The sequence below is a fragment of the Caballeronia sp. dw_276 genome (assembly GCF_018449635.1).
Classification (GTDB): Bacteria; Pseudomonadota; Gammaproteobacteria; order Burkholderiales; family Burkholderiaceae; genus Caballeronia.
In genome coordinates, this window is record NZ_JAAVUV010000001.1 from 87,101 (window position 1) to 111,138 (window position 24,038).

The following is a 24,038-nucleotide window of genomic DNA, read 5'->3' on the forward strand; positions in this document are numbered from 1 at the left end:
AGGGTATCTCGAAACGTGGAAACTCAGCAAGGCATTACACTACCGACCGTTCGGCTGATTTCCTGCACGAATTTCGAAAACCTTTCCGTAGCTTTTCGTCTCGATTCATGGATTTTTCTCATCTATGCGCCGTTTCGAACGCCAATTATTCCCGGAAAGCCTTGATCAGCGGCGTTTGGCACAGATGCTGCATTAATGGCGCGCCCTTCCCGGACCGTCAACGGCGCGCCGGGCAATACAACAAGTAACGGAGACTCAATGTCGTTCATCATCGTCCTCGCCGCGCTGGCGTTTCTCATGCTGGCCGCGTATCGCGGATACAGCGTGATCCTGGTGGCGCCGCTCGCCGCCCTCGCCGCCGTCCTGCTGACCGAACCCGCCGCCGTTGCACCGGTGTTTTCGGGCATCTTCATGGAGAAGATGGTCGGTTTCGTGAAGCTGTATTTCCCTGTGTTCCTGCTCGGCGCCGTGTTCGGCAAAGTCGTCGAACTGTCGGGATTTTCGGAATCGATCGTGGCCGCCGCCATTCGATACATCGGCAAGACGCGCGTGAATGCGGTGATCGTCGCAGTGTGCGCGTTGCTCACCTATGGTGGCGTATCGCTGTTCGTGGTCGTGTTCGCGGTGTATCCGTTTGCGGCTGAAATGTATCGGCAAAGCAATATCCCGAAGCGTTTGATGCCCGGCGCAATCGCGCTCGGCGCATTCTCGTTCACGATGGATTCCCTGCCCGGCACGCCGCAGATCCAAAACATCATCCCCACGACATTCTTCAAGACCACGGGCTGGGCCGCGCCGATCCTCGGCACAGTGGGTTCGCTGTTCATCATCGTGGTCGGGCTGACTTTTCTGGAGTGGCGCCGCCGCTCGGTGATGGCGACCGGCGAGGGTTATGGCACGTCGCTTGTCAATGAGCCGGATCGCGTGGAAAACGCGCAGTTGCCCAATCCGCTGCTCGCGGTTGCGCCGCTCGTGCTTGTCGGCGTTGCGAACTTCGCACTGACGAAGCTGATCCCCGTCTGGTATGGCGCGAGTTATTCCGTCGCGCCTGACGTGTTGCCTGGCGTTCATGCCGCCGTCGTCACGCCGATCAAATCGGTGGTCGCGATCTGGGCCGTAGAAGGCGCGTTGTTGCTCGGTATTTTGCTGGTCGTGTTGACGGCGTTCGGGCGCGTGCGCGAACGCTTTGCCGTGGGTACGAAAGCGGCCGTCGGCGGTGCGTTGCTCGCCGCGATGAACACTGCGTCCGAATATGGTTTCGGTGGCGTGATCGCAGCGTTGCCAGGGTTTATCGTGGTCAGCGATGCGTTGAAAAGCATCCCGAATCCGCTGGTGAACGCGGCCGTTTCCGTGAGCTCGCTGGCCGGGATTACCGGATCGGCATCGGGCGGTATGAGCATTGCGCTCGCCGCGATGTCGGATACGTTTATCAAGGGTGCGGAAGCGGCGCATATTCCGCTCGACGTGCTGCATCGCGTGGTCGCCATGGCCAGCGGCGGCATGGACACGTTGCCGCATAACGGCGCGGTGATCACGTTACTCGCTGTGACGGGATTGACACACCGCGAGTCGTATCGCGATATTTTCGCCGTGACGATCATCAAGACGCTGGCGGTGTTTTTCGTGATCGCCGTGTACTACACGACCGGGCTGGTTTAACCCCCGGCGCAACATCTGGCAAACTTGGCAACGGCTATCTGGCTGTTGCCATCGACCATCCCTTTCCAAGGACCCGCCTCATGACTTCATCCGCAGCAACTCCGCTCGCCGGCAAGACCGCGCTCGTCACCGGATCGACAAGCGGTATTGGCCTCGGGATCGCCAACGCGCTCGCGCAAGCCGGCGCGAATATCGTGCTGAATGGTTTCGGCGATGCCACCGTGATCCAGAACGCCAAGTCGCAGATCGAAAAGCATGGCGTAAAGGCCGTGCATCACGGCGCGGACATGTCGAAGGCGACCGAGATCGAAGCGATGATTGCGTTCGCTATCGAGCAATTCGGCGCTGTGGATGTGCTCGTGAACAACGCGGGCATCCAGCATGTTGCGACCATCGATACCTTCCCGGTCGAGAAGTGGGACGCGATCATCGCGATCAACCTGACGTCGGCGTTCCACACCATGCGCGTCGCGTTGCCGAAAATGCGCGATAACGGCTGGGGCCGCGTGATCAATATTGCGTCGGCGCATGGGCTGGTTGGCTCGGCGGGGAAATCGGCGTATGTGGCGGCGAAGCACGGCATTGTCGGTTTGACGAAGGTGGCGGCGCTCGAAAACGCGCGCACCGGTGTGACGGTCAACGCGATCTGCCCGGGTTTCGTGCTGACGCCGCTGGTGCAAAAGCAGATCGACGATATCGCCGCGAAGGAAAACATTTCAGCGGACGCGGCGCGCTCGAAATTGCTCGGCGAGAAACAGCCGTCGGAGCAATTCGTGACGCCGGAACAGATTGGCAAGCTGGCGGTGTTCCTGTGCTCGGAAGCCGCCGATGAAATGCGCGGTTCCGCGCTTCAGATCGACGGCGGCTGGACTTCTCAGTAAGCGTGCTGCCTGTCACGTCAGTTGGTAATATCGGGGTTCCCAGAACGGAGACTCCGATGACTGCTGAACACAATCGAACAGAAGAAGCGCAGGCGATGGAGCGCATCGTGAACGCCACGCGCCAGGTGCAGGCGGCGTTCACGGCTTTACAAGGTCAATTCCCGCCGAACGGTGACGGGCGCCCGTCCCAGATCGCATTGCAGACTTTCGATGCCGCGTTGCAGGAACTCGAAGAAGCGCAAGGCGCCTTCGACACCATGCTGAACGATCTCTTCGACGGAAATCGTTGAGCCCTATTTAGGCGCCCCGAAGCACTGGAACAGCTGCCGGCACCTTCGCTGAATCCGCGGCGGGCTCGCGTTCTTCGGGGTTCAGGCCTTCCCACGAGACGCCATCGGTGGACTGGCGCCGCGCTGCGGCTACGCACGCCTCGACCAGTTCCTTGAACGACGTCGCCGCCGATGTCTTCCTGATCACCGCCTCGCCCTCCAGTGCGCTGTCCGGCACGACCAGACCCACGATCAGATCCGCCGCCCCCGCCCGTTGATGCAAACGGCGCAACAGATTGCGCAAATAGGGCGGTGATTCGGCGGCATCGAACGAAATCACGCAGATCAGCGATACCCCCGTCAGGTCCACTTCGTCGAAACGCGTGCGCGAGAACCGCTCGTACGGCGCGAGATCGGCGCCCAATCCGTGCTTGCGAAAAAGTTGCACGGCGATGGCCGCTGCCAGGTCGTCCAGCACGCCACGGCCTGCGATACACAGCACCGACGAGGTATGCCCTTCCTTGGCGGCATCGAAGTGAGGCGGCGGCGCTTCATGCACGATGCCCGCCTCGCGATCCGACATTTCCAGGCTCGCGGGCGGTTCTTCCTCGGGACGCGTGGCCATCACCACATCCTCGACTTCCTCCAGCCCTTCGATAATGTCCATCGCCGATTCGTTGATGCGCTTCAACTGATCCGCCGTCACCACGCCGCGCAGCACGTCCTGATGCGCGATCCGCAAGCCTTCGAGCGCGACCTCGTCGTAATACGCGCTGAGCGAGCGCTCCTTGAGAAGCGATTCGGCCTGTACAAGCGCTTCGTCAGGATCGTTGGCGAGCAAACGCTGATAAAAATTCTCGGCCGGGGTCAAGGCTGGACGGTCGCCGAAAAGCACATCGAGAAATTCCAGCCGATCCACGTGTCGTCCGAGAATCACGAGGCACAAGGTCAGCGGCGTCGATAAAACCAGTCCGATCGGCCCCCAGATCCAGCTCCAGAAAACCGCCGCGACGATCACGGCGAACGGCGAAAGACCCGTGCTGTGCCCGTAAAGCATCGGTTCGACGATCTGACCCGCGACGACATCGGTGACGCCGAAGAGGACAATCGTCCAGATCATCATCGACCATCCGGGGCCTACGGCCGCCGCGAACACAACGGCGAGCAATGCTGCGATCCACGTTCCGACATACGGCACGAAGCGCAACAATCCGGTCAGCACGCCGAACAGCAATGCGCCCGGCACGCCGATGATCGCAAGCCCGATCGAGACTACGATGCCAACGCCCATGTTGATGCCGAGCTGCGCGAGAAAATAGCGCGACAAGCGGCGCGCGGCTTCGTCCATGGCGGTTGTTGCGCGGTGCAGGTCGCGCGATCCAAACAGCCGGATCAGCCGGTCACGCAAATCTTCTCGCTGCAACAGGATAAAAATCGCGACCACCAGAACAATGCCCGTGGTTTCCAGCGGGCTGATGATCGGCGACAAGAACCGCTGCGCAAGCTCCACCGGCGACGGTGAAGGTTCATGGACTTCGACGGGCATGGGTGCATCGATAGGAGACGCCGTCTGGTTTTCCTGGCTCTTGCGGATTTCCTCCTGCCGGTTCGGCGAGATTCGCTTCAGCGCGGTGGCCGCCTTACCCAAAAACGCATCGGCACGGCCGACCGTCTTTTCCTGCACGGCATCGATTTTCCGTTCGACGGCAACCTGGTATCGCGGCAGATCGCCGGCGAGTTGCGCCACTTGCGCACCGATCAACGCCCCGACCGCCGTCAGCACGGACAACGCAACCAGCACCGCCAGAATCACCGATGGCACTTGCCCGAGTTTCAAGCGCCGCAATAAATCGACGAAAGGCGCCACCAGAAAGCTGAGCAAAACGGCAAGGATGATCGGGATCAATACCGCGCGCCCAAAGTACAACGCGCAGATCACCACCACGCCGGTCACGATTGAAACCAGCGCCCGCATACCCGGCGCCTCAGGCGGCAAAACCTTCGACGCGGGCCGGCGCGGGACGGGATTTGGTGTCATGACATCGTTCTCGTATGGGGCTTTAGCGGGGTTCATGATGCGGTCGCACCAGCGATCGATCAAGGATTGCCAGCGGAGCGTTGCGTCGGTTTGTAGGGTTCTAATCCGCGAGCCGGTGTCCGGCGGTCTCGCGAAACGCATGCGCCCGCTACGTATGAGCAAAGGCCATGCCATTTCGGACGGTTATTCTGAGGTGAGGGAATACAGGAGCGGGTTAGCCTGCCATCGTGACCATGCGGCGAATACGGCTTGCCATCGATTCAAGCGTGAAGGGCTTGGTGATCATCTCCATGCCGGTATCGAGGAAACCATTGGCGCGCGTCGCCGATTCGGCGTAACCCGTCATGAACAGGACCCGCAGCGCGGGACGGGTTGCGCGGGCGGCATCGGCGAGCTGGCGGCCGTTCAGGCCCGGAAGACCGACATCGCTGACCAGCAAGTCGATACGCGCACGGGAATTGAGTATTGCCAGCCCGGACGGGCCGTCGATGGCCTCGAGCACCTCGTAATCGAGATCACGCAAGATCTCGCAGACCAGTTCCCGCACCGACGCGTCGTCCTCGACCACCAGGATCACATGCCGCCCGGCCGCGCGGTGCGCTTCCGTGAGTTCCGTCGTCACCTCGGTCTTGCTTGCGCCGCCGGTGAACCGCGGCAGATAGAGCCGGATGGTCGTGCCGGCATCGGGCGCGCTTTCGATGGTCGCGATTCCGCCTGATTGCTTGGCAAACCCGTATGCCATCGATAAACCCAGCCCCGTGCCCTGCCCGAGCGGTTTGGTTGTGTAGAACGGATCGAAGGCGCGCGCCTTGACGTCGTCGGGCATGCCGGCTCCCGTATCCGACGCCGATACCACCACGTACTGGCCCGGCGTCACATCGGGGTGGGAGGCGGCGAACTCCGGCCCCAGCTCCACGTTGTCCGTTTCGAGCGTCAGACGGCCGCCTTCAGGCATTGCGTCGCGCGCGTTGATCGCGAAATTCAGCACGGCGTTTTCAAGCTGATTGGCGTCGCAGCGTGTCAGCCACAGCCTTGGGTTGGGAATCACGCGCGTGTCGATTGCCTCGCCCATCGTGCGCTTTAAAAGGTCGTCGATGGAATGCAGCAAATCATCCGCGTTCACCGGCTTCGGGTCGAGCGGCTGACGGAGCGAAAACGCCAGCAGCCGATGCGTCAGCGACGCAGCACGGTTCGCGGCGCCGGTCGCCATCGTGATGAAGCGGTCGATGTCGTCCGTCCGGCCGAGCTGGGTGTATCGGCGGATCAGCTCGAGCGGGCCCGTGATGCCCTGCAAAAGGTTGTTGAAATCATGCGCGATACCCCCGGTTAATTGCCCGAGCGCCTCCATTTTCTGCGCCTGACGCAAGGCTTCTTCGGTTTGCTGCAGCGCGCGCTGGGTTTCCTTTTCGCTGGTGACATCGCGGCCGTTGCCGTAAAGCGTATCGCCTTCAGGCGCGGCGACCCACGATACCCATCGGTACGATCCATCCTTGTGACGATTGCGGTTTTCGAAGCGCACGAGCCCCGCACGGGCGACCGATTGCAACGCGGTTTCGGTGGCTTCCACGTCGTCGGGATGCACGATTTCCGCGAACGACTTGCCGATCAGCTCGTCCTCGCGGAAACCCAGGATCTCGGTCCACGCAGGATTGACCGCGCGCAGCACGCCCGAACTGGTCGCCACAATGAACAGGTCGCGTGAATTGCGCCAGATACTGTTGCGCTCGCGGGTACGGGCATCGACTTCGGCGGCGAGCGAATCGTTCAGGCGGCGCAATTGCGTTTCACTCACGCGCAGGCGTTCTTCGAAGCGTTTGTGCCCCGTGATGTCGTAGGTCACGCCGAGAAAACGCATCCCGCCGCTGCTGTCGGCGATGGCTTCCCCGCGGCGCGCCATCCAGCGTTCTTCGCCGTTGTCGGCGCGGCGAATGCGATATTCGAGATAATCCAGCGCGCCCGTGTGCATCTCCTGATGCGCCGCGAGAACACGGCCGCGGTCATCGGGATGGACGAGGTCCAGTAGAACGTCGAGGTGGGTTTCGTGACGCGGCGTCAAACCCCATTGCCAGCAAAGTTCCTCCGATACCGCCATGCGCCCGCTATCCGGAAACAGCTCGAAAGTGCCAATTCCGCCCGCTTGCTGCGCAATGCGCAGCCGCTCTTCGCTTTCCCGCAGCGCGCGGTCGCCGGCGTGCCGCTCGATTGCCAGCGCCGTTACGCTCGCCACCTGGGCGATATCGTCCAGTTCCTCGGGCGACGGCTTCTTGGGCATCGAATAGTAATTGGCGAACGTGCCGAGCACGCGGCCATCCGCGGCGCAGATGGGCATGGACCAGCACGCGCGCAATTCGAACTTCCGGGCTATATCGCGAAAAGCGGCCCAGACCGGGTCTGTGTCAATGTCTTCGACGATCACCGGTTCGCCACGAAACGCCGCCGCTCCGCACGAACCCATCAAAGGCCCGGTTTCGAGGCCATCCACAATGCGGTTGTATTCCTCGGGCAAACTCGGCGCGGCGCCGTGAACGAGGCGTTTGCCGGAGGCATCGACGAGCAGCACGGAGGCGCGCATGGGCTGCTCCGAGCGGTTTTCCACCCGATGAATCACGTGTTCGAGCACCTCGGCGAGCGGCATGCCGGACACGACGCGTCCCAAAACGGCGCGCTCGAATTCAAGTTGGCTCAGTGTCGAGAACAAGTGAGGTTTTTGCATGGTCCAAAGCAAAAGCCGATGGGTCGCGCACGGCGTCACGTAGGGTGTTACTGCACGATGCCACGGAATGTTCCAAATCTTAGCACTTGAGTCCGGCGCACCACGGATCGGGTTCCCCGATGAACAATTTGTGTACATCCGCGCTGCGTCGGCTATTGGCCTGATCGGGATTATGTTTTTGGCATTCGGGCATGCATCGTGCGAGATTTCATGCATTCAGCATCTCGCAGCTTCACTACGAATGTAATTACGGATTCCATTGGATTGATATGGCAGTTGATTCGCCCTGCATCAGCATTTGCAAGTTCGACAGCAAGACCGGCCTGTGCATCGGCTGCTTGCGCACGAAGGACGAGTGCAAGAAGTGGAAGAAGCTGAAGAACAAGGCCCGGACGAAAATTATCGATGAACGGCCCAAGCGCGAAGAAAAACTAAAGAAAGCGCGCAAATAAGGCCGCACCTTTTCTCAAGCTGATTTACCCATAAGAACGCGCGCCGGCTTAACGCGAATCTAATAAATCACGGACACGAAAACCCAACGAAAGGGAGTTCAGTCATGGTTGATCACGTTAAGTTGAACCGCTTTTTGGCAGTATCGGCGACGGTGCTCGTTACTTCATTGGCTGCGTCTGCGGCCTTGGCTCAAACCCCGGGCATGAACCACGGTCAGAGTCCAAACGACGACATGAGTGCGCCGGCGAACAATCCCCGCCTGATGCCGAACGCACCGCTAGGCAGCGAATATCCCAGCCATGGCAACGCGCAGGCCGGTGAGATGAACCTCAATCCGACCGATCCACGCGCGCAACTGGTCAACGGGCTGCCAAACAATACGCAAAGCGGCGGTTACGGCTCACCGCTCGCGGGAAACAAGGCCAATGTGCCGCAAGGCAATTGAGCGCACGTATGTCAGGCGGCGGACCGGGTTATTGAAGTCCGCTCGTGCGCTGGATTGCTTGCGGTGGTTGCCCGAACGCGCGTAAAAACGCGCGGCGCATGCGTTCGCGGTCTCCAAACCCCGTTTCGCGCGCGATCACTTCAATTGGATGCCGCCCGGATTCCATCATCACGCGGGCGGCTTCCACGCGCAGGTGCTCCACTGCCTTCGCCGGCGATTGTCCGGTTTCCTCGCGGAACAAGCGACTAAACTGGCGCGGGCTGAGACTGGCCGCGCCCGCCAGTTCTTCCACGGACAACTCTGCGCTGAGATTTTCCTTTGCGTAGGCAAGCGCGTTTTGCACGCGATCCGACCGGGCATCGAGTTCGAGCAGCGCAGAAAATTGCGACTGACCGCCGGCACGCCGGTGATACACAACGAGCTTGCGCGCGACATTCCGGGCGTTTGCAATGCCCATGTCGTTTTCCACGAGCGCCAGCGCCAGATCGATTCCCGCCGTCATGCCCGCCGATGTCCAGATGTGCCCATCGTTGATAAAGATGCGGTCTTCTTCCATCTTGACCAGCGGATAAGCCCGCTGAAAAGCCCGGGCGAAGTGCCAGTGCGTGGTGGCGCGGCGTCCGTCGAGCAACCCCGCTGCCGCCAGAATGAACGCACCCGTACACACCGCCGCGACCCGGCGCGAGCGCACCGACGCGTCACGCAAATACTCGAGCATGCCCTCGGATTGCGGCGCGCACTCGTTGTCGCCGATCACGATGACCGTGTCGAACGCGCGCGAGTTCATTGGCACGGTGTCGATACCGAATCCCTGCGACGACTTCACTATCCCGCCATGCTCTGACACGAGCACGAGTTCATAAAGCGGCTCGTCGACCAAGGTATTGGCATGCTCGAATACCGTCGATACCGCCAGGCCCAGCGACTGGAAGTTTGGATAAATGATCAACCCGACACTTTGCATGGCGCGCTCCGGCAAGCTGGAAAACCGATGGCATAAAAGGTGGCAACTACGTCATTGATGCCATCATCGCACACTTCTACTATCTGGTCACACACCGGAGAATGGAAATGACCACATCAAGCAAAGGTACTGCAGTAGTGACGGGCGCATCGGCGGGAATCGGCGCGAAATACGTGCAACACCTCGCCGAGCGCGGCTACGACATCATCATGGTCGCACGCAACCGCGAACGCATGACCGCGCTGGCGAATCGCCTGGCGGCAGAGACGGACCGCAAGTTCGAGATCGTGGAAGCAGACCTGAGCGCCGCGGCGGACGTCCGCCGCGTAGCCGACATCCTGCGCACGAACGCCAGCATCACCATGCTCGTGAACAACGCCGGCGTGGGCGCCGTCACGCCGCTGCTCGATTCGAACGCGGACACGATGGAATCGATGATCGACATCAACATCACCGCCCTCACCCGCCTGACGATGGCCGTCGCGCCCGCGTTCGTGGCGCGCGGAGCCGGCACGATCGTGAACATTGCATCGATTGTTGCGATTGCGCCGGAGATGCTCAACGGCGTGTATGGCGGCACGAAGGCATTCGTGCTGGCCTATTCGCAGTCGTTGCGCCACGAACTCGCCGGCAAGGGCGTGCGCGTGCAGGCCGTGCTTCCCGGCGCGACCAGCACGGAATTCTGGGAACTCGCGGGTACATCGGTGGACGCGCTGCCTTCGGGCATCACTATGACCGCCGACAACCTCGTCAAGAGCGCCCTCGCCGGTCTGGACCAGGGTGAATTCGTGACGATCCCGTCGCTGCCCGATGCCGCCGACTGGCAAACCTACGACGACGCACGCAACGCAATGACGCCGAACCTCTCGCGTGAAAAGCCGGCCGCGCGTTATGGGATTACTGCCTGAAATCAGGAATGCTCGAGCACGTTGACGAGCTGGCCGAACGGGTCGCGCACGTAGAAACGCCGGACGCCCCAGGGTTCGTCGGCGGGACCGTATTCAATCGGAAAACCCGCCGCTTTCATGCGTTCGTGGGCGGCGTCGAGATCGTCGACTTCTATCGATAAATCCGGTACCGCCGTGCCCGATCCGCCTTCGGACGCCACGCTGAGCTGCACGCTCATCGTGGCGGATGTTCCGTAAGTCTGGATCCAGCCATGATCCATCAGCAGGTCGAGCCCAAGTGCATCCTGATAAAACGGCTTCGCGCGCGCGACGTCCTGCGTCGAAATGTTCGCGACGATTCTTCTGACCTGCATGCGTCTCCTCCTTCCAGGCGTCAGTCGTCCGGTGTCTTGTAGGGCAAGGGAATCTTGGAAGGCGTAGTCGTGGTGTTGTCGATAACCTGATCCACGTCCGCCGTTTTACCGAGCTCGGACAGGAACTTCGCGGTGTCGAATTCCTTCGATACACAACCCTGCACGTAAATAAACCGCCGCTGCAGCGTAATCCATAACGTCGAGTTTTCACGCCAGTGCAAGGCTGCGTTGATTGTGTTGAGACGCCGCTGCACGGCTTCGGCAATTTCGGCATCGTATAGATACGCATTCGACAAACGGCATCGCCCCTCCACCCAACAACTATTGCCGCGTTCGATGCGGTAATGCGCGTCGTCAAGCCATTCCTGATCGGTTTGCAACGGACCCAACGGCGTCGGGCAATGCGCGATGGCCGTCGATATCTGGAAGAACGGATCGTTGCCATGGTTCGTGCGCGGGCCCGCTGCAGTCGCCGTATGGCTGGCGATTGTCAGCAAGGCGCAGCAAGTGACGGAGCGAATGAGCGGGTTCATTGGTGCTGGAACTTCAAACAAGCGGTTCGCGCGGTCCGGGCCATTCGTCGCGCGGAGCCGCCGATACCACGGACATGCACGCGCCCGCTGTCACGCGAACCGGCACGGTCTTCGGATCAAAGTCATCCAGGCAACGGACGTTGACGCCGAAATGATCGGGCGCAGCGCGTTTCCGATGAAACGTATAAATCCCGCAGCGCGAGCAGAAATAATGCTTCGCGCGTTGCGTGTTCCATTGGTAAAGCGTGAGGAAGGCCTCGCCCTCCGTGATCGATAACTGGCTTTCATGCACCTTCGTCATCAGCGCGTTTTTCTTCACGCACAAGGAGCAATCGCAGGTGGTCAATTCCTGGATCTCGGCATCGACCAGGAATTTCACTGCGCCGCAATGACAGCTTCCTGCATGGCCCGACATGTGAATTTGCTCCATGTTGTTGATCGCCGCGCAAGGACGGCCGGTTCAAGCACGCCTCAGATTACACGCATAGAATCGATCACGTTTTCGATTCCGGATATCAACCTCAAGGTGCTCTCATGACGCGTAAAAGTGCGATCGTAATTGGCGTAGGCGCGGAACTCGGCTTGGGCGCCGCGCTCTGCAAGCTGATTGCGCGGCAAAATTATCACGTGTTTGTCGCAGGCCGCTCGCCCGAGAAACTCGACATCGTTGCACGCGCGATCACGGCGAACGGACATCACGCAGAGTCAATCGTAACCGATGCAACGTCGGAGCAGGACGTCCTCAATCTCTTCGACAAAGCCATGACTCCGCGCGATGGAATCGAACCGCCGTCGCTTGTCATCTATAACGTCGGCAACAACCGGCGCGTCGATTTTCGCGAGTTGACACTGGACGAATTTGAAAGCTTCGTGCGCACGGGACCTGTCGGAGGATTTCTCGTGGGGCGGGAAGCTGCGCGCAGGCTCGTCCCGCTGGGACGCGGCACGGTGATCTTCACGGGCGCATCGGCGAGCCTTCGCGGCAAGCCCGGATTCGCTCATTTCTCGGCATCGAAGGCGGGTGTGCGCATGATTGCCCAAAGCATGGCGCGCGAATTCGGGCCGCTAGGGTTGCACGTTGCGCATGTGGTCGTGGACGGGGGTATCGATGGTGAAAGGCTAAGGACTTCACGTCCAGAAGCGGTTGCCGAGCGTGGCGAGAACGGCCTGCTCAACGTCGATGCGATCGCCGAAACGTTTTGGGCCATCCACGCGCAGCACCCGTCGGCATGGACGCAAGAAATCGATTTGCGTCCGTTCAAGGAACCGTTCTAGTTTGCAGCGCTGACCGCCATGTGTCTTTGCGGTCAGCTCCCGAATAAGCTCACTTTGCAGCCGGTTGCACCAGGTTATTTCAGCAGCAAGCGCGTCCGGATGAAGCCGGGCTCTTTTGCGAGCGCCTGAATCAGCTCTTTCGGTGGCGCGCGGTCCAGATCAGTGACCACATATCCTGTTTCGCCCTGCGTTTGCAGATGTTGCGCGACGATATTGGCGCCCTCCGCTGCAAGCTTGGTGTTGAGCGTAGCCAACGCGCCGGGTGCGTTACCGTGGACGTTGAGCAGGCGCGCGGGGGCGTCGAGCGGTCCCGGGTTTACATGCGGGAAGTTGACGGCGCCGACCGTATCGCCCGTGCTCAAGAATGAAATCAGCTTGGTCGCAACCTCGGTGCCGATATTCTCCTGCGCCTCCTCTGTGCTGCCGCCAACGTGTGGCGTGAGGATCACGTTCGGCAAACCTTGAAGCACGCTTTTGAATTCGTCGGCATTGGTTTTCGGCTCTTCCGGAAATACGTCGATAGCCGCACCGCCCAAGCGCTTCGCTTTCAACGCTTGCGCGAGCGCTTCGATATCCACGACAGAACCCCGCGACGCATTGATCAGGATTGCACCGGGCTTGAAGCAGGCAAGTGTCTCTGCATCGATCATGAAATTGGTCTGAGCGGTCGCCGGCACGTGAAGCGTGACGACATCGGCCTGGGATACGGCGTCCGAAAGTGATTGCGATGCACGCGCCGATCCCAGCGACAAACGCGCTTGCACATCGTAATAAACCACGCGCATTCCCATGGCTTCGGCAAGCACGCCGACCTGCGAACCGATGTTCCCATAGCCCACGATCGCAATCGTCTTGCCGCGGGTTTCGAACGATCCGTTCGCGCCCTTCGCCCATTTGCCGGCATGCGCCTGAACGCTTTTCTCCGGCACGCGACGCAACAGCAAGATGGCTTCGGCGATCACCAGTTCCGCCACCGAACGCGTGTTCGAAAACGGCGCGTTGAATACCGGAATGCCCGCGCGCGCGGCGGCATTCAGGTCGACCTGCGACGTCCCGATGCAAAAGCAGCCGATCGCAAGCAGATGACGCGCGGCTTCGATTTCATCGCGCTTGAGATGCGTCGCCGAACGAATGCCGACGAGATTGTGAGCTTGAAGCGCACTCAGCAGTTCGCTTCCTGCAAGCGCGCCTGCGCGTCGCTCGACCTCGAGCTTTGCCTCGCTGAAACGGGCGACTGCGGTGTCGTGGATATTTTCGAGTAGGAGAACAGAGGTCATTGAACGCTTTCGAGCCGGTGACCTGGGCGTTTTACGCCCAGCAAGTTGCAGAAGTAAGTCCGGCCTGTGGTTGAACGGCGCCGGACAAGTTGGCGCTACGCAAACGCCATCCGTTCGATGTTACCGCTTGCAGCACTTGAACATTCGCCACCCTACTCGCGGCATGGCCTTTGCAAGTGAACGGTTTGTTTTTATTTTGATCAATTGATTGTTTTCTCCTGAAAACAATCAATTCAAGCGCGGCGTCCCAACGTGGTCACGTCCCGCACTAAACTGGGTTCTCACGCCACCAAGAGAATCGACATGCCGTTACTCAAATTCGACCTGATCGAGGGCCGCGATGAGCAGGAAATCACGGCCTTGCTCGATGCCGCCCATCGCGCCGTACTTGCCGCATTCAAGGTGCCTCAGCGAGACCGTTACCAGATCGTGACCGAGCACAAGCCTTATCACTTCATGATTCAGGACACGGGATTGAATATCGAGCGCACGCGCAGTCTCGTGGTCCTGACCGTTGTGACGAGTCCGCGCAGCACCGAGTCGAAGCAAGCGTTTTATGCGGAACTGACTCGGGAGTTGGAAGAGAGTTGTGGTATCGCGCCAAGCGATGTGATTGTGTCTATTGTCGGGAATACGACGGCCGACTGGAGCTTTGGAAACGGCGTTGCGCAGTACGTCACCGGCGAATTGTGAAGCCGCGCGGTATGCTACTGGAGTAGGTTTCTACAGAACCGCCCTAGAGTCCATCCCGATGAATTCCATTGCCATACGCGCATCGCGTACTTACGCAATGCCTGAGCGCAGCGACCGGCTCGACTTCTACATTCGCGACCAAACCCTGCGCTCCGCCATCACGGAACCGCACAAGCACGACTATTTTCAGATCCAGATCAATCTGGGCGGCGATACGCAACAGCATATCGGCGACGCAACCCGCCCGTTTCCAACCGGAGCCATCGCCTTCATTGCGCCGCATCGCGCCCACATGATTCCGCATCCGGCGCAATCGCGGTTCATCGTGATCAACTTCGCGCTGGATTTCCTGGGACTCGATCTGGATGCTTACGATGGCCGGATCGACCTGAACAACGTTCCCGTTGCGAGGTTTCCCGAGCTGGCGCCATTTCGTTTTCAAGGCGAGCTGGACTTCAGGCTCGCGCCGGCAGATCTTGCCGAGGTGGAACGCGTTGCGCGCGTCATGATGGGCATCGACAGCGCGCGAGGTTTTGGCGCCGTCAGCCGATTGCGCGGATACCTGCTGCAGTTGATCGGGCTCGTTTGTGCACAATACGCGGACCCGCTGCTGCAACTCGCGGCGCTCAACGAACGGGCAGTCAACCGGCGCGATTCCGTCAGCAAGGTGATGCGCCATGTACTCAAGAACCTGAACGACGACGCGCTGTCCCTGCAATCGACCGCGGACGCAGCCGCGCTGACGCCGGGTTACGTTGCCCGTTTGATGAAGAAGGAGACGGGACGTAGCTTCGTGCAATGGGTCACGGACCAGCGGATCAGCCGCGCAAAGGCCCTGCTCGCCGACGATACACGCCGGGTCAAGGACATCGCTTTTCTGGTCGGTTTTCGCGATGAAGCCTACTTTACGCGGCGCTTTCGCCAGGCGGAAGGATCATCGCCAACGGAATTCCGCACGGCGCAATTCAAGGGGCCGGCAGGCCACGTCAAGGCCGTTTAGTCCAAGACGCGGGTCGGTTTTGTCCTGCCATCAGGGCTGCTCGAAGCATATTGTTCATGGGTGATGCAGCGGATCTGCACCAACATCCTCAACTTTTCGAGTACCCGATATGGCCGAATACATCTTTGCTCCTTCGCCGGTTACAGCGGTTCCCATCGCCGGATCGACGGCTTCATTTCCAGTGCGCCGCGTGTTCTGCGTTGGACGCAACTACGCCGATCATGCGCGTGAAATGGGCGCGAATCCGGATCGCGAACCGCCGTTCTTCTTCACCAAACCCGCCGATGCAGTCGTGCCCGCAGCAGGAACGCTCGCCTATCCGATGCTGACCGAAGACCTGCATCACGAGATCGAAATGGTGATTGCCATCGGCAAAGAGGGAAGCCGGATCGATCCAAAAAATGCGCTTGATTACGTGCTGGGCTACAGCGTCGGTGTGGACCTCACGCGTCGCGACCTGCAGGCGATCGCCAAGAAGATGAGCCGGCCGTGGGACTGGGCCAAAGGCTTCGATGAATCAGCGCCCGTCACACCCATTCACCTCGCGGAAAAAATCGGCCATCCGGGCACCGGCAAGATCTGGTTATCGGTGAATGGCGAAACGAAGCAAACAGGCGATCTCGCCGATATGATCTGGCCGGTCGCGGACATCATCAGCCACGTGTCACACGCGGTGGTGATCAAACCCGGCGATCTGATTTTCAGTGGTACACCTGCGGGCGTCGGCGCGTTGAAGCGCGGCGACAAGGTCACGGGCGGCGTTGAAGGCGTGGCGGAATTTCAATTCGAGATCGGCAAAGCGTAGGCGCGGTTTCAGGGTTGTCAGTTATGCGGTCGCTTGCGTGGATGTGTATAACGTCAACACGTAACTCAATCATCGCGAGCGACCATGAGCAATCCCATTCCGCCCGGCGAACAAGGGCGTGACAAGCGTCATCACCTGCGTTTTCATCTGCCATACATGCATCTTTCATCGGTGTTCGGCGATGACTGGTTTGCGCTCAAAGCCGAGCGCTTCGCACGGTTCTTCGGCACGCCGACGTTCCTGATCGGGCAGACGCTTATCGTCGCATGCTGGATCGGCATGAATGTCGTGGGCCTGACAAAATTCGATGTCTATCCGTTCATCTTGCTCAATCTCGCATTCAGCCTTCAGGCTGCCTACGCCGCGCCGCTGATTTTGCTGGCGCAAACGCGGCAAGCCGATCGCGACAAGGTGAACGCGGACGCCGATGCCCGTCATCGTGAAGCTCTCGCCGCAGCAAACGAAGAACGCCAGGCGCAGGCCGCGAAACAAGCGGATCAACTGGTCGCGTTGCTCGAGCAAAACACGCAACTCACCGAGATCACACGACAAATGAGTGAACGCATTGAAGCGTTGACGCTCGAGGTGCATGGTCAGTTGGCTCAGGTAAAACTGAAGAGCTAAGATGCGCTACGTCTCCCGGAAAAGCTCACCGTTGCGAATCCGTGTTGCATAAGCGCTTTAAGCCGCGGAGATTCGCTTACCAAAACCGGACACGCAATTGAAAGCCAAGTGTGAATGGCAGATCGCTCGAGGGAATGGGCGGAATCAATATGATGTTCGCGCCAATGCGACCGTACTCGGCCATGATCAGAGGCGCGGCGACGGGGCCGACTTTGTGGTCGTGGCCGAATCCCCATTTCCCGTAATCGTATCCCGAGATAACGCCGCCCATTACCGCCAGCCGGACATAACCCCAGTGGGAAAACTCCGGCGCCCATACACCCCCGCCATAAAACGATGGCGCCGAGAGCGAATTCCGGAAATATCCGCCCGTCACGGCCCACTGTGGAGAGACCCAGCATTCAAGCCCGACGCCGGGGTTGAATTGATCGAAGTGTTTCTTGGGATGTACGTGGTAGGAGCCGATCATTGCGTCAGCCCAAAGGCCGTCGCTGCAAATTTCAGCTGCGGCGGAGCTGGAAGGTATGGCGAGTGCCGCCAGCACAAACAACGCCGTTGGAATTAAGGTTTTTCTCGCGATTACCGCTGACGTTTTCATTCGGCCCAAACCTGTACGTTTCGCCGCCGCCGGGTCAGCAGCCACGTTTTATCGATATGAAGTTCGAGCGAAACTGTACATGAACGTCATGTTTAATTGTGTGAATGCAGTGGGGGAGTTTCTGGACCACATATAAGAATTAGGGGATATTCGATTTCGATAAGTCGCAGCTTTTTTGTTGGTGTGTGGCTTCACGAAAAACTTGATGCGCATAAAGTTTTTGCTCACGCATCGGGCAAAAAGTAAGGCCGCGCCGACTTGCGTCGGACGCGGCCTTACCTGCAATCGAACTCCAGGTGAGCGAACAATCGCCAGCCTGTTTCGGGCCGACGAGATCAGTCTGCTCAGTGCTTCTTCAACGCATCCTTCACATTTTCGCGGGCATCGCCGGCGCCTTTCTGCACCTTACCAGCGGCTTGTTGAACATCGCCCTTGGCTTCCTGAGCGCGATCGCCGGTCACCTTGCCGACAACTTCATTGACCTTACCCTTTGCCTGCTTGACCACGCCGTCTTTCTGATCCTTGTTCATCTTCATCTCCTTTCGTATCAAAAGCGCGAATCCGATGTAATGAATTTCGCGGCGCCATGTCAGGAAATGTCCTGACCGTGAAAACAGGATCGCAAATCCCAGTTGCACCCAACAGCCGATCGCGTCTGATTCCCGCGTAGGCGGAATCGCACATACGCGACCGGCGTTCGGCGCGACGCTAAACGAAGATTGCGATAAGTACTGTATGTTTGTACAGTATCGAACCTGGTCGTTATCGCCGAGAGGGAGACAAAAATGGATATCGAAGAAGATCGCATCGACACGCCCGAATTTGCCCGCGTAGTGAAGGATTTGGAGCGCATCACGCGTGAGGTTGCTCATCGATATATCGTGCAGGGGGTGCCACTGACGTGGCGATTGCTGCTTGCGATCGAAGCCGAAGCGTTGGCGGATCTGGGATTTGCCGGTCGGCACGAGTCAGCGCTTCGAGCACTTTTCGCACGTCCGGACGACTTGAGCTTCCCGGAAACGGACGACCTTGTAGACTTTGGTACGTCTAACGCGCTGCCGCCCGTGTTTGCCTTTGCGGTCGACGCCTACGATCAGGCCGCACGCGCTGGGCATCCGGAACTGGCTGTCGCGGCTGTGCACTGAACGTCGCCTGGGTCCGAATCAATAACTAACGGATGAAATGCCGATGCAGCCTAACGCCGGAACCGACGACATTTTCGAACGCGAACGCGCCAGTTGGTACAACGATCCGTCAAGCGCGTTCGATGCCTGGATGGTCAACCAGGCATTCAAGGCATCGTCAGCAGACGTCTACCGTGCTCAGTGGGGTCTGTTTCTTGAATGGCTGAACGTCAAACGCGTCAATCTCAAGACCGTGGACAGGCTTGCCATCGAACAGTTTGTGACCCAGCTGGATATCCGGAAGCCGCAGCGCGTGCGCTATCTGCGCCTTATCGAGCGAGTGCTCGACCACGTCCGCAAAATCGAGCTTGCTTCCACGAACCCTGCGCGATTCATAGCGCAAGACGGCGAAGCACCTTGGCGTGAGGCCCGCGAGAACGAGCCGACCGGCTTTCTCGCAGACGACGAGCGCGCGGCGCTGATCGCTTATCTTTTTTCACCGATCGGGGATTTATCGGCTGGCCAACGCTGGCGTGAACGCCGGGACCGCGCGCTCGTCGGCGTTTTTCTCGGTGGAGGAGTAAAAACGGGCGAGGCCGCCGCTCTGACCGTTAGTAACTTTGACTGGAATCAGCCTTGGCTGACGGTCGAAGCCGCGAATCCCGCATTTAATCGGCAAACCCGGCTGGCGCCTTTTGCTGTCGCGTTGCTTGATCATTGGGTCAGCGAACGAAAAACTGCCAAATTGCCGGGTGAGCTGCTGTTTCCGTCTACCATTTCGGGGCGCCTCATGCACAAGGCGACAATGTTGCGCTCTATCGATGCAGTAACGTTGGCGGCCGGCATTGCGGAGTCAAGAACCGCCCGCGCCAGTCCGCAAACTTTGCGCAACACGTTTGCCGCCGAGCTGTTCGAAAGCGGAACAGCGCCTGAACGGGTCGGAGAGTGGCTGGGATTTCAGCAGGAAATTTCGGCGCACAGGTTGTATCGCGCGTGGGAACGGTGGATGGGTGAGGAAATACGGGAGCGTGATTTAGCGCATGCAAAGCATGACGCCACGTTTTCGGAAGATCGTTCAACCTGAAAAGCACCTCCCGAATAACCTCACCTTTCGGTTTGCTGGCTTGTATCGAATATTTCGGCGGTCTTGAAACACGCGACGGCCATGAGTCGTGAAACCGTGGCGCCGGACGTTCTTTCACAATCCGGGCAAGAGAGTTCGAACTCGTTGCCGTGCTGGGCAAGCTCGGGCTCGCCGACCGTGCAGGTCGGGCAGAACGATGGCAAGGCAACAAACGCATCGACATCTGTTCCCAAGTCCACAATTTCTTCGGTCGATAGCCGTCCTTCTTCAATCATCGCGCAGATCAATCGAGCAGCGCTCTTGTTCGTGCCGCCTTGTGCGCGCAGCGCATCCCGCTCCGACGCCAGTTCGTCTATTTCGTCGGATTTCTCGCGCAGCTGCAACTCCAGTCGATCCGCGCGTGCCTTGGCGGTGCTAAGTTGCTGAATAAAATCGAATTCCTTTTGGCTCGCCTGGCGTACGCCGGTCTGGTACGTCGCGGCAACACCGCGAAGCGAGTCTAGTTCTACCAGCATAGGTTTGACACGTCGCTCAGCTTCGCTTACCGCATCTTTGATCTGCTGCGCGTAGTGTTCGGTGTTGTGGCGCAACTCGGCGTTCAATGCGTCCAGCCGATCACGCAGCGCCGCATTCGCCGTTTGCTCAGCGTCAAGGCGCTTAGTCAAGCCAGCACTTTCGCCTTCCAAACGATGAATCAACGCATATAAACCACTTTGAGCATCCGAATCCTGGTCCTTCCGCGCGCGCACTTCTGCTTCCAAGGTGGAATTTCGTGCCAACGCGGCGTCAGCGCGCGCTTCGCTGCGTCGAAGAGACTCCTCGAGAGCGGCAAATCGAACCTCAGAGTCATGCAGACGGACAAGGGCGGCGTCGGCTTCTTCCTTCGCCGCGTTCCGTTCGGTCTCGAGCGATTGGGTCGCCAGGTGCCGTGCTTCCTGGAACAGTTGTCCAAGTAACTCACCGGCGCGCTCCTGCAAGACTTCGGGAATTGCGCCACCGTCGATACGAATGCGGGACGCGGACCTGATCCGAGCCCAGAACGCATCGATGTCTTTTGGAATATCGCTGGCACTGCCTGTTTGAGTCAGGTCCCTGACGGTCGCCATCGAAGGACGAATGCCGAAATCAAAGAAAAGTCGCTTGCATGCATGTTGTGACAGCTCCTGTCTTCGCGCTCCCTTGGATCTTAATTCAGCAAGTTCACTGCGCAACGCTAGACGCTCTATGTCATTCATTTCTACCCCGACGCATTTTCGTTCGATACATAATACATTACGTATTAAACACTACGGTTCCGGGTGACATTACATATTGTTTACTTCGCAACGCATTTTGTTAATGCAGATCAATCAGATCACCTGATCACGGTAGTGGTTTCCGTGAAACATGTAGAGCTTAGTCGTACAAGTCATTGATTACTAGCGGTTTGTGACGCGTTTTCGTAATTTAGACATGTTTCACGGTAGTGAGCCTTACGGTATCGGTCTTTATCTAGGTGCGCTCTCGCTTGAGAGTATTAGAAGTAAACACCTTTGAACCCTAGTTAAAAACGTTAACGCCACGGCAAAGCCTTACGGAATAAGGCTCTCCGGGGGCTTGGGTGAGTGTTTGCGGGAAGGAAGGTGAGCGCTAACGGGGGTTGGAGGTGATGAGGTTCAGGGGTGACAGTGAGCCAACACGGGAGCATGCGTGAGCGGATTCGGGAGGTGAGCAGTCGTGACAGGTGAGATTATTCGGGACGCCAAATCTTGATGAGGTCCAACGGATGGTCAACGAGTGCTTACAACGCGGGTAAGCGAAGTGAGTCTCTGCAGGACCCCGAAAAATCAAAAATCCGCGCATAAATTCGGTCATTTATACCGACAGGTGAGCGTTTGCGGGGAGAGAATGATGCCTAGGGTGAGCTTATACGGGGCGCCTGACCGGAAATCGAACGATTGCACAGAAGTGCGTTTGACTCAAGGTGAGGAGTTACGGGAGTGGTCTCGGGTCGAGGATTTAAGCGGGCCAAACCTGATCTCCTTGATTTTAAGGGATATTCGCGACCAGATTCGTTATGGGTGAGCTTTTTCGGGAGGCGCATCCAGTGTTTTCGAGGCCGCTGCATCTGCTCTGAGGGCGTTCTTTGGTGAGGCTTTTCGGGAGTCGTTTAGATATTTTATCGGTATTGAGTTGTCTCCTTGTCAGAATGGAATTTAAGTGTTGATGTCTTAACTCGTTGATAGTATTAGGGATTTGTTTTTGATTTCGTCGGCGCTGTGTCTGATAGGTGAGACTTTTCGGGAGCATTCCCTTCTCGGACCGTAGATGGCGGGAAAATCCAAAATTGATACGTGGGTGAGCTTCTGCAGGACCTGTTGCTCACGCTGTGACGGTGGCAAGGTGCCTTTGACGCACTTTTAAAGTCAAAAACACGGCGATTTGGGTCCAGAGGTGAGGCTTTACGGGAGAAACACGCGCCTTGGCCTACAGCGGCCGGCGACTATTGAAGGCAAAGGTGAGGGAATTCGGGACTGTTTGAGAGCAGTGCTGATGCGCGTGCTGCTACGTCTTTACGGTAGAACAAGACTTCCGGTCGAAGGAACGGTGAGCTTTTTCAGGACTTTGATAGCAAAGTCTTGCCTACGAAACCCACGCATCGTCGATTTAGGTGTCATTTTGTCGTTTTTCTACGTTCATGGAACCGCGCGGTTAGATATCTAGATAATTTTTTGGGAAATGCGTTTGCCTGAAAATTTTTTCAGGTGAGGTAATACGGGATCATCCGGAGGGCGTTGGAAGCAGACTCTATTGCGAGCTAAATCGTTTACCCGCTTGGCGCGGGGATAGCCGAGACGCTGCGCAACGGTGAGGGTGAGAACTTTCGGGAGTGCACCTCAGTGAGTCGGGTGTGCAAGAGGCGCATCACCGTACGAGGGTGAGCTTGCGCCTGTAGACGAGCTTCACCGTCATGGGTATCCTTTCCCAAAATTCTCCCTGACTCCAAGCATGGCAACCAAACGCGCGAAGAAGACTGATGTGGTGAGTCCAAGCTCGGCTGAGCTGCGCAAAGCCGTCGAGGCCATAGCGATCCAGCCGAAGAGCGGAAAAATCACCCTCTTGACTCGCAAGTTGTTCAACGTGTTGCTCGCTGTTGCGCAACAGGCCGACGAATCAGGCGATACCTATCGCGCGTTGTTATCGGACATTGTCGCTAATTCGGCTTTCGATTCCAACGATACCGCGTTGGTCAAGGAGCATTTGCGTCGGATGGTGTCGGTTCAGGTTGAGTGGAGTACGGGCACGTCCAGCCAGAAGCCGGGGCGCAAGTGGGGAATATCGACGTTGATTGCAGACGCTGAAATTCTTGAGGATCCCGCTACGAGGCGCGTCTGGGTCGAATTTTCCTTTGCTCCCAAGATCAAGAAAAAGCTTCTTGACCCGGTTCAATACGCTCGCCTGAGCCTGCAATTCCAAAGTCAGTTGCGAAGTAGCGCGGGCCTTGCGCTTTATGAGATCTGCGTTCGATACCTGACGAATCCGAGTCATCTGACCATGCGCGAGACGTGGGAATGGTGGCGGCCGATTCTCTCGGGCACGCCTGATACCGAGGCTGGCGACGAAGCAAAACGTGAATATAAGTATTTCAAGCGAGATTACCTCCGGCCCGCGATCGCCGAGGTCAATGCGGTAACCAATATTTTTGTCGAGTTGATCGAGCATCGGGAAGGACGACGGGTTGCCGAAATCCAGTTCCGCGTGACCGAACGTAAGCAACCCATGCTTGCACTCGATGAACACCCGAATGTCTTTGACAGCACGCTTGTCGATCGAATGGTCAAGATCGGGATACCCCTGAAGGACGCGCAAACGCTCTACGCGGACAGCGAAGAAAACCGGATTCGAGCCGCCTTGCAAATGACCGAGCAACGGATGCGCAGTACTTCGTTGCCTCCGGTGCGGAGCGCGGCGGCGCTGTTTAAAGATGCTTTGAAGAAGGGTTATGCACCACAACTCGAAGCGCTTCCGGCGGTTGCGGCACCTGCGAAAAGCAATGGTGCACCGGCCGACGATCTTAAAGCACGTCTGCTGAGCGAGTTTTCGGTTTATCGCCGTAAGGAAGCGCGCGCTTTGTATGAGGAACAAGGCGAGTCGGAGCGGGAGCTGGCGCGTCAGACGTTCGAGGAAGACGTACTCCCGGAACTTGGCGGTCATATGCGCGATGACTGGCGCAAGCGGGGACTGGACTCGAAGATGGGTGAAACGTCATTCTTCGATTGGCTCGCGCGCAAGACTTGGGGTGAGCCAACCGATGGCGATTTGCTGGCATTCACGTTGAATCAGAATCGCGCGGCGTGATCGC

24 protein-coding genes are annotated in these 24,038 nt (G+C 58.6%); 14 read left to right on the top strand and 10 right to left on the bottom strand.

What is annotated here, in order from left to right; all coding sequences use genetic code 11:
* Nucleotides 1–258: 258 nt before the first annotated feature.
* The 3 genes from HB633_RS00395 to HB633_RS00405 all read left to right on the top strand — a co-directional run bounded on the left by HB633_RS00395 (nucleotide 259) and on the right by HB633_RS00405 (nucleotide 2,830).
* Entirely contained in the window at nucleotides 259–1,659 is a 1,401-nt protein-coding gene (locus HB633_RS00395; RefSeq protein WP_213776110.1) for a GntP family permease, read from the top strand.
* An 80-nt stretch (nucleotides 1,660–1,739) separates the two neighbouring features.
* Nucleotides 1,740–2,540 (top strand): 3-hydroxybutyrate dehydrogenase, encoded by an 801-nt coding sequence (locus HB633_RS00400; protein ID WP_213776111.1) that lies wholly within the window; start codon nucleotides 1,740–1,742, stop codon nucleotides 2,538–2,540.
* Nucleotides 2,541–2,596: 56 nt separating this feature from the next.
* Nucleotides 2,597–2,830, top strand: coding sequence for a hypothetical protein (locus tag HB633_RS00405; RefSeq protein ID WP_056363127.1), 234 nt, complete (start codon nucleotides 2,597–2,599; stop codon nucleotides 2,828–2,830).
* A 7-nt stretch (nucleotides 2,831–2,837) separates the two neighbouring features.
* On the opposite strand, the gene HB633_RS00410 is transcribed toward HB633_RS00405, so the two are convergent.
* Together HB633_RS00410 and HB633_RS00415 are read right to left on the bottom strand one after the other, a co-directional pair.
* Nucleotides 2,838–4,847, bottom strand: coding sequence for an AI-2E family transporter (locus tag HB633_RS00410; RefSeq protein ID WP_213776112.1), 2,010 nt, complete (start codon nucleotides 4,845–4,847; stop codon nucleotides 2,838–2,840).
* Nucleotides 4,848–5,061: 214 nt separating this feature from the next.
* Nucleotides 5,062–7,560 (bottom strand): PAS domain-containing protein, encoded by a 2,499-nt coding sequence (locus HB633_RS00415; RefSeq protein ID WP_213776113.1) that lies wholly within the window; start codon nucleotides 7,558–7,560, stop codon nucleotides 5,062–5,064.
* Nucleotides 7,561–7,829: 269 nt separating this feature from the next.
* Here HB633_RS00415 and HB633_RS00420 point away from each other — a divergent pair, with 269 nt between their 5' ends.
* Together HB633_RS00420 and HB633_RS00425 are read left to right on the top strand one after the other, a co-directional pair.
* Nucleotides 7,830–8,012 (top strand): DUF1289 domain-containing protein, encoded by a 183-nt coding sequence (locus tag HB633_RS00420; protein ID WP_213776114.1) that lies wholly within the window; start codon nucleotides 7,830–7,832, stop codon nucleotides 8,010–8,012.
* 104 nt (nucleotides 8,013–8,116) lie between these two features.
* Nucleotides 8,117–8,458 (top strand): hypothetical protein, encoded by a 342-nt coding sequence (locus HB633_RS00425; RefSeq protein ID WP_213776115.1) that lies wholly within the window; start codon nucleotides 8,117–8,119, stop codon nucleotides 8,456–8,458.
* 28 nt (nucleotides 8,459–8,486) lie between these two features.
* On the opposite strand, the gene HB633_RS00430 is transcribed toward HB633_RS00425, so the two are convergent.
* Complete coding sequence (locus tag HB633_RS00430) at nucleotides 8,487–9,422, bottom strand: GlxA family transcriptional regulator (RefSeq protein WP_213776116.1); 936 nt, start codon at nucleotides 9,420–9,422, stop codon at nucleotides 8,487–8,489.
* A 107-nt stretch (nucleotides 9,423–9,529) separates the two neighbouring features.
* Here HB633_RS00430 and HB633_RS00435 point away from each other — a divergent pair, with 107 nt between their 5' ends.
* Nucleotides 9,530–10,330: an SDR family oxidoreductase gene (locus tag HB633_RS00435; RefSeq protein ID WP_213776117.1), complete on the top strand. Its 801-nt coding sequence runs from the start codon at nucleotides 9,530–9,532 to the stop codon at nucleotides 10,328–10,330.
* Between the two features lie 2 nt (nucleotides 10,331–10,332).
* Here HB633_RS00435 and HB633_RS00440 read toward each other — a convergent pair whose 3' ends face one another.
* From HB633_RS00440 to HB633_RS00450, 3 genes are read right to left on the bottom strand one after another with little or no spacing between them, the layout of a single operon-like run.
* Nucleotides 10,333–10,683 carry a VOC family protein gene (locus HB633_RS00440; RefSeq protein WP_213776118.1) on the bottom strand — a complete coding sequence of 117 codons (351 nt, stop codon included), beginning with the start codon at nucleotides 10,681–10,683 and terminating at the stop codon, nucleotides 10,333–10,335.
* Between the two features lie 20 nt (nucleotides 10,684–10,703).
* Complete coding sequence (locus HB633_RS00445; RefSeq protein WP_255580678.1) at nucleotides 10,704–11,216, bottom strand: hypothetical protein; 513 nt, start codon at nucleotides 11,214–11,216, stop codon at nucleotides 10,704–10,706.
* 13 nt (nucleotides 11,217–11,229) lie between these two features.
* A complete protein-coding gene (locus HB633_RS00450) occupies nucleotides 11,230–11,631 on the bottom strand; it encodes a GFA family protein (RefSeq protein WP_213776119.1) in 402 nt (133 codons plus the stop codon).
* Nucleotides 11,632–11,750: 119 nt separating this feature from the next.
* On the opposite strand from HB633_RS00450, the gene HB633_RS00455 reads away from it, so the two are divergent.
* Complete coding sequence (locus HB633_RS00455; RefSeq protein ID WP_213776120.1) at nucleotides 11,751–12,491, top strand: SDR family NAD(P)-dependent oxidoreductase; 741 nt, start codon at nucleotides 11,751–11,753, stop codon at nucleotides 12,489–12,491.
* Nucleotides 12,492–12,565: 74 nt separating this feature from the next.
* Here the strand turns inward: HB633_RS00455 and serA are convergent, their stop codons facing one another.
* Entirely contained in the window at nucleotides 12,566–13,768 is a 1,203-nt protein-coding gene (serA, locus tag HB633_RS00460) for a phosphoglycerate dehydrogenase (protein ID WP_213776121.1), read from the bottom strand.
* 303 nt (nucleotides 13,769–14,071) lie between these two features.
* On the opposite strand from serA, the gene HB633_RS00465 reads away from it, so the two are divergent.
* The 4 genes from HB633_RS00465 to HB633_RS00480 all read left to right on the top strand — a co-directional run bounded on the left by HB633_RS00465 (nucleotide 14,072) and on the right by HB633_RS00480 (nucleotide 16,890).
* A complete protein-coding gene (locus HB633_RS00465; protein WP_213776122.1) occupies nucleotides 14,072–14,461 on the top strand; it encodes a tautomerase family protein in 390 nt (129 codons plus the stop codon).
* Between the two features lie 58 nt (nucleotides 14,462–14,519).
* Entirely contained in the window at nucleotides 14,520–15,461 is a 942-nt protein-coding gene (locus HB633_RS00470) for a helix-turn-helix domain-containing protein (protein ID WP_213776123.1), read from the top strand.
* A 109-nt stretch (nucleotides 15,462–15,570) separates the two neighbouring features.
* Entirely contained in the window at nucleotides 15,571–16,266 is a 696-nt protein-coding gene (locus tag HB633_RS00475; RefSeq protein WP_213776124.1) for a fumarylacetoacetate hydrolase family protein, read from the top strand.
* Between the two features lie 84 nt (nucleotides 16,267–16,350).
* The gene (locus tag HB633_RS00480) at nucleotides 16,351–16,890 is read left to right on the top strand and encodes a DUF1003 domain-containing protein (RefSeq protein ID WP_213776125.1); all 540 of its coding nucleotides are present in this window, start codon (nucleotides 16,351–16,353) and stop codon (nucleotides 16,888–16,890) included.
* Nucleotides 16,891–16,966: 76 nt separating this feature from the next.
* Here HB633_RS00480 and HB633_RS00485 read toward each other — a convergent pair whose 3' ends face one another.
* Both HB633_RS00485 and HB633_RS00490 read right to left on the bottom strand, forming a co-directional pair.
* On the bottom strand, nucleotides 16,967–17,488 hold the full coding sequence (locus HB633_RS00485) for a hypothetical protein (RefSeq protein WP_213776548.1): 522 nt from the start codon (nucleotides 17,486–17,488) through the stop codon (nucleotides 16,967–16,969).
* Between the two features lie 344 nt (nucleotides 17,489–17,832).
* Nucleotides 17,833–18,018, bottom strand: a complete 186-nt coding sequence (locus HB633_RS00490) for a CsbD family protein (protein WP_213776126.1) — start codon at nucleotides 18,016–18,018, stop codon at nucleotides 17,833–17,835.
* 255 nt (nucleotides 18,019–18,273) lie between these two features.
* Between HB633_RS00490 and HB633_RS00495 the strand changes: the two genes are divergently transcribed.
* Both HB633_RS00495 and HB633_RS00500 read left to right on the top strand, forming a co-directional pair.
* Nucleotides 18,274–18,633 carry a DUF2471 family protein gene (locus HB633_RS00495; protein WP_213776127.1) on the top strand — a complete coding sequence of 120 codons (360 nt, stop codon included), beginning with the start codon at nucleotides 18,274–18,276 and terminating at the stop codon, nucleotides 18,631–18,633.
* Between the two features lie 43 nt (nucleotides 18,634–18,676).
* Entirely contained in the window at nucleotides 18,677–19,696 is a 1,020-nt protein-coding gene (locus HB633_RS00500) for a tyrosine-type recombinase/integrase (RefSeq protein ID WP_255580679.1), read from the top strand.
* A 20-nt stretch (nucleotides 19,697–19,716) separates the two neighbouring features.
* Here HB633_RS00500 and HB633_RS00505 read toward each other — a convergent pair whose 3' ends face one another.
* Nucleotides 19,717–20,931 (bottom strand): DNA-binding protein, encoded by a 1,215-nt coding sequence (locus tag HB633_RS00505; RefSeq protein ID WP_213776129.1) that lies wholly within the window; start codon nucleotides 20,929–20,931, stop codon nucleotides 19,717–19,719.
* Nucleotides 20,932–22,684: 1,753 nt separating this feature from the next.
* Between HB633_RS00505 and HB633_RS00510 the strand changes: the two genes are divergently transcribed.
* A complete protein-coding gene (locus HB633_RS00510; protein ID WP_213776130.1) occupies nucleotides 22,685–24,034 on the top strand; it encodes a replication initiation protein in 1,350 nt (449 codons plus the stop codon).
* The last annotated feature ends 4 nt before the right edge of the window (nucleotides 24,035–24,038 follow it).